At 67.8% G+C, this 12139-nt stretch carries 5 protein-coding genes; 4 read left to right on the plus strand and 1 reads right to left on the minus strand.

Going from position 1 to position 12139, the window contains the following annotated elements:
* Positions 1 to 69 precede the first annotated feature (69 nt).
* The 4 genes from recC (at position 70) to AC3RCG_RS12585 (ending at position 11190) form a co-directional block, all read left to right on the plus strand.
* On the plus strand, positions 70 to 3489 hold the full coding sequence (gene recC, locus AC3RCG_RS12570; RefSeq protein ID WP_492404746.1) for an exodeoxyribonuclease V subunit gamma: 3420 nt from the start codon (positions 70 to 72) through the stop codon (positions 3487 to 3489).
* The gene (gene recB, locus AC3RCG_RS12575) at positions 3486 to 7157 is read left to right on the plus strand and encodes an exodeoxyribonuclease V subunit beta (protein WP_492404748.1); all 3672 of its coding nucleotides are present in this window, start codon (positions 3486 to 3488) and stop codon (positions 7155 to 7157) included. The genes recC and recB overlap by 4 nt, the downstream gene beginning before the upstream one ends.
* Positions 7147 to 9105, plus strand: a complete 1959-nt coding sequence (recD, locus tag AC3RCG_RS12580) for an exodeoxyribonuclease V subunit alpha (protein ID WP_492404750.1) — start codon at positions 7147 to 7149, stop codon at positions 9103 to 9105. The genes recB and recD overlap by 11 nt, the downstream gene beginning before the upstream one ends.
* Positions 9106 to 9264: 159 nt before the next feature.
* A complete protein-coding gene (locus AC3RCG_RS12585; protein ID WP_492404752.1) occupies positions 9265 to 11190 on the plus strand; it encodes a methyl-accepting chemotaxis protein in 1926 nt (641 codons plus the stop codon).
* A gap of 7 nt (positions 11191 to 11197) precedes the next feature.
* On the opposite strand, the gene AC3RCG_RS12590 is transcribed toward AC3RCG_RS12585, so the two are convergent.
* Positions 11198 to 12097 (minus strand): LysR family transcriptional regulator, encoded by a 900-nt coding sequence (locus AC3RCG_RS12590; protein WP_409026565.1) that lies wholly within the window; start codon positions 12095 to 12097, stop codon positions 11198 to 11200.
* Between the last annotated feature and the right edge of the window lie 42 nt (positions 12098 to 12139).

Raw genomic sequence — 12139 nt, forward strand, 5'->3', positions numbered from 1 at the left:
CAGCGGCGATAATAGGCGTTTGACGTCTCCGGTCACCCGGCCGGAGACGCGGCAACCCATCGGATCAGCATGCATACACCCGTCACGCCCGGCCTCCTCATCCTGCATGGCAACCAGCTGGAACAGCTGCGCGCCGCCGTCTTCCAGTGGCTGCGCCAGCATCCGCTGGCGCCGCTGGAAACGGATATCTTCCTGGTGCAGTCGAACGGCGTGGCCGAATGGCTGAAGATCGCCCTGGCCGAGGAGATGAAAGTGTGCGCCGCCACGCGCATCGCGCTGCCGGCGCGCCTGCTGTGGGAAAGCTACCGGGGCATGCTGGGCCGCGAGCGCGTCCCGCGCGTGTCGCCTTTCGATAAATCCCCGCTGACCTGGCGTTTGATGCGCCTGTTGCCGTCGCTGCTGGCCGACCCGGTGTTTGCGCCGCTGCGCTACTTCCTGGCCGATGGCGATTGCGAACGCCGGCTGCAGCTGGCCGAGCGCCTGGCCGACTTGTTCGACCAGTACCAGGTCTACCGCGCCGACTGGCTGGCCGACTGGGCGGCCGGGCGCGACCAGTTGCGCACGGCGCGCGGGGAAGCCATCGTCTTGAAGGAAGACCAGCGCTGGCAGGCACAGTTGTGGCGCGCCGTGGGCCAGGACGTCGAGGCCTTGGAGCGCGATACGGGCCGCGCCGACATCCATGAGGCCTTCCTGGCGGCGATCGCCGCCGGCGATGCGCCGCTTGGCAAGCTGCCGCGCAGGGTGGTGCTGTTCGGCGTGTCGGCCTTGCCGTACCAGACCTTGCAGGCGCTCGCTGCGCTGGCGCGCCACACGCAGGTGGTGCTGGCCGTGCCCAATCCATGCCAGTTCTACTGGGGCGACATCATCGACGGGCGCGACTTGCTGCGCGCGGAAAACAAGCGCCAGCGGCAGCGCAACGGCACCGACCTGGCGCACATTCCGCTGGAAGAATTGCATGCGCACAGCCATCCGCTGCTGGCCAGCTGGGGCAGGCAAGGGCGCGATTTCATCCGCATGCTCGACGAATTCGACGAACACGCGCAAGCCGAAGGGCGTGACGACAGCCTGCGCATCGACCTGTTCGGCGAGGAGACGGGCGAAACCCTGCTGCAGCAGGTGCAGGTGGCCATCCGCGAACTGCGCCCGCTGGCCGAGCATGAGCAGGTGCCGCCCGAGGCAGGCGACCGCTCGATCGAATTTCACGTGGCGCACAGCGTGCAGCGCGAAGTGGAAGTGCTGCACGACCAGCTGCTGGCCATGTTCGCGCACAGCGCCGAGACGCTCTTGCGTCCGCGCGACGTGGTCGTGATGGTGCCCGATATCGACACGTTTACGGCCGCCATCCACGCCGTTTTCGGCCAGTACCGGCGCAACGACGAGCGTTTCATTCCGTTCGAGATCGGCGACGTGAAGGACCGCAGCGTCAATCCGCTGCTCGTCGCGCTCGAGTGGCTGCTGCAGCTGCCGCAGCAGCGCTGCCGCCAGAGCGAAGTGCGCGACCTGCTCGACGTGCCGGCGCTGGCGGCACGTTTTGGCCTGCAGCCGGACGACCTGGCCACGCTGGGCGCCTGGATCGAAGGGGCGGGCGTACGCTGGGGCCTGGACCAGGAACACCGCGCCGGCCTGGGGCTGGGCGCGGCCGGGGAACAGAATGCGTGGATCTTCGGCGTGCGGCGCATGCTGCTCGGCTATGCCAGCGGCAGTGGCGCCAGCTTCGGCGGCATCGAGCCGTATGCGGAAGTGGGCGGCCTCGATGCGGCGCTGGCAGGGTCTTTGGCGCAGCTGGTCGAGGCGTTGCTGCACTGGCGCACCGTGCTGGCCGGCGCGCGCACGCCCGCCGAGTGGGGCGCGCAGGCGCGCGCGCTGCTGGCCGCCTTTTTCGATGCGGACGACGAGGGCGACCGCCTGACCCTGGCGCAGCTCGAGGGCGCCTTGCAGGGCTGGCTGGAAACCTGCGGGCATGCGGGCTTTGTCGAGGCGGTGCCGCTGTCCGTGCTGCGCGTGGCGTGGCTGGGCGCGCTGGACGAACCGACCCTGAACCACCAGTTCGTCTCCGGCGGCGTGACTTTCTGTACCCTGATGCCGATGCGCGCCGTGCCGTTTCGCGTCGTGTGCCTGCTGGGCATGAACGATGGCGATTTCCCGCGCCGCGCGCAGAAGGCCGATTTCGACCTGCTGGCGCTGCCCGGCATGGCGCGTCCGGGCGACCGCTCGCGCCGCGACGACGACCGCTACCTGATGCTCGAAGCCTTGCTGGCCGCGCGCGACAAACTGTACGTGAGCTGGGTGGGGCGCAATGTGCGCGACAATTCCGAGCAGCCGCCGTCCGTGCTGGTGTCGCAGCTGCGCGACTACCTGGCCGCCGGCTGGTCGCTGGACCGGCACCTGGTATCGCTGACCACCGAGCACGCGCTGCAGCCGTTCAGCCGCCGCTATTTCGAGGCCAATGGCTTGCTGACCTATGCGCGCGAATGGCGCGTGGTCCATACCGATGCCGATGCGCAGGCCGCCGCGCTGCCGCTGGGCCCTTACGAACTCGATCCCGGCACGCGTCTGAAGCTGGGCGAGCTGGCCAGCTTCTTGCGCCAGCCCGTCAAGTACTTCTTTCGCCGCCGCTTGAGCGTGTATTTCGCCGACGCGGCGATGCTGGGCGAGGATGAGGAGCCGTTCGGCCTGAACGCGCTCGAGCGCTATCTGCTGGAAGACACCATGCTGGACGACGGCGGCGCCGTGGAAGATATCGACGACGTGCGCGCCAGCCTGGAGGCGCGCGCGGCACGCCTGGCGCGCGAAGGCGTGCTGCCCATCGGCCTGATCGGCCGGCAGGTGCAGGCGCAGCTGGTCGAGGCGCTCGTGCCCGTGCGCAGCGCGTGGCTGTCCTTGCGCGCCTCGTTCCCGCTGGCGGCCGACAAGCGCGCCATCAACCTGCCCTACGGCGAGGTGCAGATCGACGACTGGCTCGACAGATTGTGCAGCAACGGGCAGGAGACGGCCTGGCTGATGCAGATTTCCTCGAAGGTGACGGACAAGGGCGGCCAGGCGCGCGGCGACAAGCTGATGCTGATGTGGCTGCGCCAGCTGGCCGCCGCCGCCCTCGGCTTTCCCGTCACCGGCTATCTGGTGGCGCGCGATGCCATCGTCAGCATGGCGCCGCTCGATCCGGCCACGTCGCGCGACGCGCTGGCGACCCTGCTGGCGCTGTGGCGCGAAGGCATGAACCATCCGCTGCCCACGGCCTGCAAGACGGGCCTGGCGCTGGTGCAGCAGGGCGACCCGCGCGCCGTGTATGACGGCGGCTTCGACATCTCGGGCGAGCGCGAAGAACTGTGCCTGGCGCGCCTGTGGCCCGAGTTTTCCGCGCTGGCCGCCGAGGAAGCGTGGCAGGACTGCACGCGCGAGCTGTATGGCCCGCTGGCCGACTGGCTGCAGCAACACATCACGATTGACCCGATCAGCGCGCCCGATGATGGCGCGGGAGAAGAACCATGACGAGCCATCTGCTCAACCCCCTGGCGTTTCCGCTGCACGGCTCGCGCCTGATCGAGGCGTCCGCCGGCACCGGCAAGACCTGGACCATCGCCGCGCTGTACGTGCGCCTCGTGCTGGGCCACGGCGACGATGACAGCCGCTTTACCCGCCCGCTGCTGCCGGCCGACATTTTGGTAATGACGTTTACGCGCGCCGCCACGCGTGAATTGTCGAACCGCGTGCGCGAGCGCCTGATCGAGGCGGCCGCTTATTTTCGGCACGAATCCGGCATTGAATCCGGCGGCGGCGACCCGTTTCTCGACGCCCTGCTCGAGTCCTGTCCGGACGAGAGCGAACGGCAAAAGGCCGCGCACCGGCTGATGCTGGCCGCCGAGACGATGGATGAAGCGGCCATTTTCACCATCGACGCCTGGTGCCAGCGCATGCTGCGCGAGCACGCGTTCGACAGCGGCAGCCTGTTCGACGAAGAACTGGTCAGCGACGAGCAAGCGCTGTTCGAGGATGCGGCCCACGATTACTGGCGCCAGCAAGTCTATCCCTTGCCGCCGCAGGCGCTCGACGTGCTGCTGGCATGCTGGCCCGACGTGGCAGCGCTGAAGAAGGGCGCGCGCGAGCTGGCGCGCCGCGCCGACATCATGGGCATGGCGGACGAAGAACCGTTGTCCACCCTGATCGCGCGCGAACAGCGGGCGCTGGCCGCGCAGCTGGCCACCCTGAAGGCGGGTTGGGTCGAGCGCGTGGACCTGATGGCCGCCTGGATCAACGACCACCGCGCCATCAATCCCAAATGTTTTAACGGTGTCAAGATGAAACCGGAGAACCTGGCGAAGTGGTTCGACGGCTTGCGCCGCTGGGCGCAGGATCCGCTCCTGCTGCTGCCCGCCATCACGGCCAAGGGGTGGGAACGATTGACGCCGTTCGGCATCGAGGATGCGTTTGCCAAGAGTTTCACGGCCCAGGTGCCCGAGTGCTTCCAGCATACGGAGGCGCTGGGCATCGCCCTGGCGGCCATCACGCCGCTGGCGCACAAGCTGCACCTGCATGCGGCGGCGGCCATCGCGCGGCGCATGGATCAGTTAAAACGCCAGTCGCGCCAGTTCGGCTTTGCCGACATGCTGCAACGCCTGCACGACGCGCTGGCCGGCGAGAATGGTCCGGCCCTGCGCCAGCGCATCATCGACCAGTACCCGCTGGCGATGGTCGATGAATTCCAGGATACGGCGCCCGCGCAGTACCAGATCTTCAATTTGCTGTACCGCATCGCCGACAACGATCCGGCGCTGGGCCTGTTCCTGATCGGCGACCCGAAACAGTCGATCTACGGCTTTCGCGGCGCGGACATCCAGAGCTACCTGGCGGCGCGGCGCGCCACGGCAGGGCGCCACTACCAGCTGGGCACCAACTACCGCTCGACGGCGCCCCTGGTGGCGGCCGTCAACCAGCTGTTCCTGCACGCCGAGCGCGCCGAGGTGCCGGCCGGTGCCTTCCGCTACCGCAAAAACGGCGAGAATCCGCTGCCGTTCGAGGCCGTCGACGCCAAGGGCCGCGACGAGTACCTGGTGAACGCGGGCGGCCCCCTGCCGGCCCTGCTGGCCGCCTGCGCCAGCGATGAAGGATTGCGCGGCGACGGCTACCGCGAGTATTTCGCGCAGCACTGCGCGGAGCACATCGTCGCCATGCTGGGCGATGCGCAAGCCGGTTTCGCTGGCCCCGACGGTTTTACGCGCCTGCAGCCGGCCGACGTGGCCGTGCTCGTGCGCGACCGCAAGGAAGCGGCGGCCATCCGCCGCGCGCTGGCGCGCCGCCGGGTCGCCAGCGTCTACCTGTCCGACAAGGATTCCGTCATCGACAGCGAGGAGGCGCAAGACGTGCTGCGCTGGCTGGCCGCGCTGGCCAACCCGCTCGACGGGGGGCTGGCGCGCGCCGCCTTTGCCACGCGCACGATCGGCCTGTCGCTGGGCGAGCTGGCGCGTCTGTCGAGCGATGAACTGGAATGGGAACGCCGGGTCGAGCAGCTGAAGGCCCTGCACCTGATCTGGCAGCGCCAGGGCGTGCTGGCCATGCTGCGCCGCTTCATCCACGAACTGCAATTGCCCGCCATGCTGCTGCAGCAGACGGGCGGCGAGCGGCGCCTGACGAATCTGCTGCACCTGGCCGAACTGCTGCAATCGGCCAGCCGCCAGCTCGATGGCGAGCAGGCGCTGATACGCTGGCTGGCCGAGCAGATCGCCGGCGAGGGCGACAACGGCGACGAGCGCGTGCTGCGCCTGGAAAGCGATGCGGAGCTGGTGAAAGTCATCACCGTGCACAAATCCAAGGGCCTCGAATATCCGCTCGTGTATCTGCCGTTCGCCGTCACGGCGCGCAAGGTGGATAAACGCAACCGCAGCTTCTTCGACTATGCGGGCGACGATGGCGAACGCCGCCTCGACCTGTCCTTGTCCGACGAAGCGATGGCGTTTGTGGAAGAGGCGCGCATCGAGGAAGACTTGCGCCTGCTGTACGTGGCCCTGACGCGCGCGCGCCACTTCCTGTGGCTGGGCGTGGCCGCCCAGGCGGCGCGCAAGGCGGGCGAGAACACCCTGCACGAATCGGCGCTGGGCTACCTGCTGACGGGCGGCGACAAGCTGCCGGCGGAACAATTGCTGCTGCGCTGGCAACAGGTGGCGGGCAGCTGCGACGCCATCTATGTGAGTTCCCTGGCGCAGCCCGACGCCTGCACGGTGCTCGACCGCATCGAGCGCCGTCCCGAATTGCGGCCCGCACCCGTGTTCGTGGGCGAATTCGAGCGTGACTGGTCGGTGGGCAGCTTTACGTCGCTGACGCGCCAGATCGGCGCCGTGGCGGCAGCGCACGTGCCGCAGCGGGCGCTGGAAGAGACCTTGCTGGAAGATGGCACGGCCGTGGCCGTGGCCGCGCCGACGCAAATGGGCGACGCGCCGTGGCACCGCTTCCCGCGCGGTTCCGTGCCCGGCAATTTCCTGCATGAGCAGCTCGAGTGGATGGGCGGCGAAGGCTTTGACGGCGTCCACGATGCCAATTTCGATGCGCGCCTGGCCGCGCGCTGCGAACGGGCGGGCTGGGGCCACCGCCAGGAAGACGCCATCGCCTGGCTCCGGGAAATCGCCGTCACGCCGCTGCCGCTGCTCGATGCCTCGCTGTCGCAGCTGGACAGCACCCTGTCCGAGATGGAGTTCTGGTTCCCCAGCGAGCATTTGTCCACCGAAGCGCTGGATAAACTGTGCACGCGCTTGCTGCTCGACGGCGCGCCGCGTCCCGCGCTGCCGCGGCGCCAGCTGCACGGCATGCTGAAAGGCTTTGCCGATCTGGTCATCGAACGGGAGGGGCGCTACTGGGTGCTCGACTACAAGTCGAACGCGCTCGGCGCCAACGACGCCGCCTACCACACGCAGGCGCTGGCGGCCGGCATGGCGCAGCACCGCTACGATATCCAGGGCGCCATCTACATGCTGGCCCTGCACCGGCTGCTGAAAAGCCGGCTTGGCGACGCCTACGACCCGGCAGAACACCTGGGCGGCGCCATCTTCCTGTTCCTGCGCGGCATAGCGAATGCGGACACGCATGGCTGCTACTGGCTGGCGCCGCAGCTGGAGCTGCTGGACGGCCTCGATCAACTGTTAGAAGAAACGGAACACCATGCAGCATAACGCGCAGATGGACGCTTTGTTTACCCATGTCGACGGCGTCGCGGAGGCGGGCCATCTGCGCCGCCTGAGCGCCGCCTTTGCCCGCTTCATCGCCAGTCTGGACGGGCAGGTGCCGCATGCGCCCGCCGTGGCCGTGGCCTGTGTGGTCCTGTCCGAACTGGAAGGGCGGGGCCACAGCTGTTTGATGCTGGCGGACCTGGCCAGCGAACCGTCGCAGCTGCTGGGCTGGAGCGAGGAGCTGTGGCATGACGTGCTGGCCGTTGCCGGCCCGCTGCCGGACAGCGCCGCCGGCTGGCGCGCGCTGCTGGCCGGCGCGCCGCAGGTGTGGCAGGTGGGGGCGCCCGATGTGAAACAGCCGCTGGTGCTCGACGGCGACCGTTTGTACCTGCGCCGCTACTGGCGCGACGAAACCCTGGTGGGCGAGAAAATCGCCCTCCGCGCGCAGGACTTGAGCGAGCCGCCGCTGGCGCAGGTGCGGCAATGGCTTGACATCCTGTTCGACCAGCCCACGCAGGACGGTGGCCCGGACTGGCAAAAGGTGGCGTGCGCCGTCGCCTTGCGCGGCAAGGTGGCCATCATCACGGGCGGCCCGGGCACGGGCAAGACGTACACGGTGGCCAGTTTGCTGACGTTGCTGTTTGCCGTCTCGCCGCAGCCGGAGCAGCTGCGCATCGCGCTGGCCGCGCCCACGGGCAAGGCGGCCGCGCGATTAAAACAGTCGATCGACAAGGCGCTCGAAGGGCTGGCGGCGAAGGCCGGCGACGCGCTGCCTCTGCTGGAACTGGCGCGGCGCATGGGCGCGGCGCGCACCCTGCATAGCTTGCTGGGCGCGCGGCCCGATACGCGCGCCTTTGCCCACCACGCGGGCAATCCGCTCGACGTCGACGTGCTGATCGTCGATGAAGCGTCGATGGTGCACCTGGAGATGATGGCGTCCGTGCTCGACGCCTTGCCGCCCACGGCGATATTGATCCTGCTCGGCGACAAGGACCAGTTGGCGTCCGTGGAAGCGGGCGCCGTGCTGGGCGACTTGTGCCACGATGCGCAGGCGGGCGGCTACACGGACGCCACCATCGCCTATGCGCAGGCGGCCAGCGGCGTGGCCATTCCCGCGCAGTTTGCCGGTAACGCCGGCGCGCTGGCGCAGCAGACGGTGATGCTGCGCCACAGCCACCGCTTCAGCGGCCCGATCGGCGAGCTGGCGCTGGCCGTGAATGCCGGCAGGCCCGACCTGGCCAGGGCGTGCTTCGCCGCCGACAGCGGCGGCCAGCTGGCGTGGAGCGTGCCGGCGCAGCAGGAAGACGTGCTGCGCCTGGCCTTGCGCGGGCGGGTGGACGCGCAGGGCGGCTATCAGCCTTACCTGGCGCTGGTGAACGCGGGCGAGGCCGCGTACGCGCAGCATGACGACTGGGTGCGCGCCGTGCTGCATGCTTTTGAAGCGTTCCGCATCCTGTGCGCCGTGCGCGAAGGCGAGTGGGGCGTGGCGGGCCTGAACACGGCCATCGAACTGCGGCTGGAAAAGGAGGGGCTGATACGCCGCAGCGAATGGTATGTGGGCCGGCCCGTGATGGTCACGCGCAACGATTACGGTACGGGCGTGTTCAATGGCGATATCGGCCTGACCCTGCGCGACCCTGCGCGGCCCGGCTCCCTGCGCGTGTACTTCCTGGAAGGGGATAATGTGCGCAGCGTGCTGGCCACGCGTTTGCGCCACGTGGAGACGGCGTTTGCCATGACGGTACATAAGTCGCAGGGCTCGGAATTTCGCCACACGGTGCTGGTGCTGCCGCAGGAAGGCGGCGCCATGCTGGCGCGCGAGCTGGTCTACACGGGCATCACGCGCGCGCGCGACTTCTTTACCCTGGTCTCGCCCACGCAGGCCGTACTGTTCGACGCGATTTTGCGCCGCACGCAGCGCGCCAGCGGGCTGAGAGGGTTGATCGGCTGAGGGCTTGATGGGAGGGGGTGCATTTCCTTACGGAAATATATGTGTTGTATTCCGAATATTGACGATAATTGTTCCGTTTTTTGTGTGAGAATGCTTGCGTAGGTGAAGTAGTGCAAAAGCACTGTTTCACGCCAATCAAATCGAAACGAGGAGTCCATCATGTTGTCTTCCCTTCGCACGCGCCTGGTGCTCATTTGCGTGGCCATCGTCGTCCTGTCCATGCTGGCCTTGTCGGTCGCCAATTACGTCACCACGCGCAGCAGCATGCTGGCGTCGTCGGACCAGCAGATGCAGCAGCTGCTGCAAAGCCAGTCCGCCGTGCTGGCGCAATGGGTCGATGGCAAGAAGAAAGTCATGGCCTCCGTCGTCATGTCGGCCGAGACGCCCGATCCGCTGCGCGCCTTCCAGATCGCGGAAAAGGCCGGCGATTTTGCGGAAGTGTTCATCGGCTACGCGGACAAGCGTTCCGTGTTTACCCATCCGGGCCGCCCGGCCGATTTCGATCCGACGGCGCGCGCCTGGTACACGGACACCGTCAAGGCGGGCGTGCCGATGCTCACGCCGCCGTACGTGGACGCGGCCAGCCACAAGCTGGTGGTGTCGTTCACGGCGCCCGTCGGGCCGAAAGAGGCGCTGCTGGGCGTGGCGGGCGCGGACGTGCTGCTCGATACGGTGATTGCCAACGTGGTGGCGATCAAGCCGACGCCGCACAGCTTTGCCTTCCTCGTCGACCAGAGCGGCACCATCATCGCCCACGCGGACAAGGAACTGAGCCTGCAGCCGGTGACGAAACTCGATGCGGCGCTGTCGGCCGCACAGGTCAACCGCCTGGAAAGCTCGCGCGCGAGCGAGGCCGTGCGCCTCAATGAGCGCGACGGCAAGCTGTACGTGACGCGCGTGGCGGGCACCGACTGGCTGCTGGCCGTGGTGCTCGACCAGCAGGAAGCCATGCAAGCCTTGCAGACGATGCTGACGACGGCCACCGTCACGGCCGCGCTGCTGACCGGGCTGGCGGCGCTGCTGCTGTCGCTGCTGGTGTTCAAAATGCTCAAGCGCCTGGAACTGGTGCGTGACGCGCTCGACGACATCGCCTCGGGCGAGGGCGATTTGACGCGCCGCCTCGACGCTTCCGGCGTGGATGAACTGGCGCAGATCGCGGGCGCCTTCAACCGCTTCATCGACAAGATCGCCGTCGTTCTGGTGAAGATCCGCACGGCCAGCGAATCGGTCAAGGTATCGTCGTCGGAAATCGCCGCCGGCAACCAGGACCTGTCGTCGCGCACGGAACAGCAGGCGAGCTCGCTGGAGGAAACGGCCGCCTCGATGGAAGAGTTGACCAGTACCGTGAAACAGAACGCGGACAATGCGCGCCAGGCCAACCAGATGGCGCAATCGGCGTCCGGCGTGGCCAGCAAGGGCGGGCAGGTGGTGGCGCAGGTGGTCGACACCATGGCCTCGATCAATGACTCGTCGAAGAAGATCGTCGACATCATCAGCGTCATCGACGGCATCGCCTTCCAGACGAATATCCTGGCCCTGAATGCGGCAGTCGAAGCGGCGCGCGCGGGCGAGCAGGGACGCGGCTTTGCCGTGGTGGCGACGGAAGTGCGCAGCCTGGCGCAACGCTCCGCTGGCGCAGCGAAGGAAATCAAGCTGCTGATCGACGATTCGGTGGGCAAGGTCGATTCGGGCGCGCGCCTGGTCGACGAGGCGGGGGCGACGATGCAGGAAATCGTCGACAGCGTGCGCCGCGTCACCGACATCATGGGCGAGATCACGGCCGCCAGCGTCGAGCAAAGCTCGGGCATCGAACAGGTGAACCAGGCGATTGCACAGATGGACCAGGTGACGCAGCAGAATGCGGCGCTGGTGGAAGAGGCGGCGGCTGCGGCCGAAAGCCTGCAGGACCAGGCCAGCACCCTGGCGCAGGTGGTGGGCGTGTTCAAGCTCGATGACGGGCCGGTCGCCGTGCAGCCGCCGGCCAGGCCCGTGGCGCGCGCGCCCATCGCGCCGCGCATCGCCAGCCGCCCGGTAGCGAAGGCCGCCGCCAAGCCCGAGCGCAGCGACGAGTGGGAAACGTTCTAAGCAGCGTTCAGGCGCGCCGGGGCGCCAGGGTCGGCGCCATCTGCTTTGCGACTTCAAAAAAAGCGTTGGTGGCCGGCGTGTTCTGGCGCCGGTCGCGCACGGCCAGGCCCACCTTGCGGCTGACGGGCGGGTTCAAGGGCAGGGCGACCAGCTCCGGATACTGTTCGCGCAGCCGCTGCGGCAGGGCCAGTTCGGCCACGATGGAGACGCCGTCGCCGCGGCTGACCATGTCGAGGATGGTGATCACCTGGCTGATGCGGTAGGGAACATGTGGCTGCAGCCCCGCGTTGGCGAACAGGGGCTCGATCAGGCAGGCGCAGCCCGCCTCGGACATGATGAACGGCCCTTCGCACAGCTGCGCCAGGGTGATGGCCGTTTCGCTGGCCAGCGGGTGGCTGCGCGGCACCAGCGCCATCATCTGGTCTTCCACCAGCGGCGCCGTGTCGAAACGCTCGTCGGGCAGCACGACGAAGCCCACGTCGACCCTGCGTTCGCGTATCCACTGCACCACTTCATGGTCGGCGCCTTCGTCGATGCGCAGAGCGATGCCCGGATAGCGCAGGCGGAATTGCGCCGTGATGGCCGGCAGCAGGTTGAGGGACGAAGTAGGGCCGAAGGAGCCGATGCGCAGGCTGCCCTGGCGCTGGCCCAGCACGTCGGCCGCTTCCTGGCGCATCGCTTCCGACAAACCGAGGATTTCGCGCGCGCGCACGAGCAGCTGGCGGCCCACGTCCGTCAGCTCGGCCGACGCCTGGTGGCGCACGATGAGGTCCACGCCCATTTCCTTTTCCAGCGCTTTTAACGCATGCGAGACGGCCGACTGGCTGATGCCCAGTTGCGCGGCGGCGGCGGAAAAACCGTGCAGTTCGGCCACCAGGGTAAAGATTTCCAGTTGCGTGAAGGTCATGCTGTGGTTTTCCTGTTATATGAGTATTTACTCATTATTTCA

Source organism: Janthinobacterium sp. GW823-FHT01H08 (assembly GCF_058797855.1).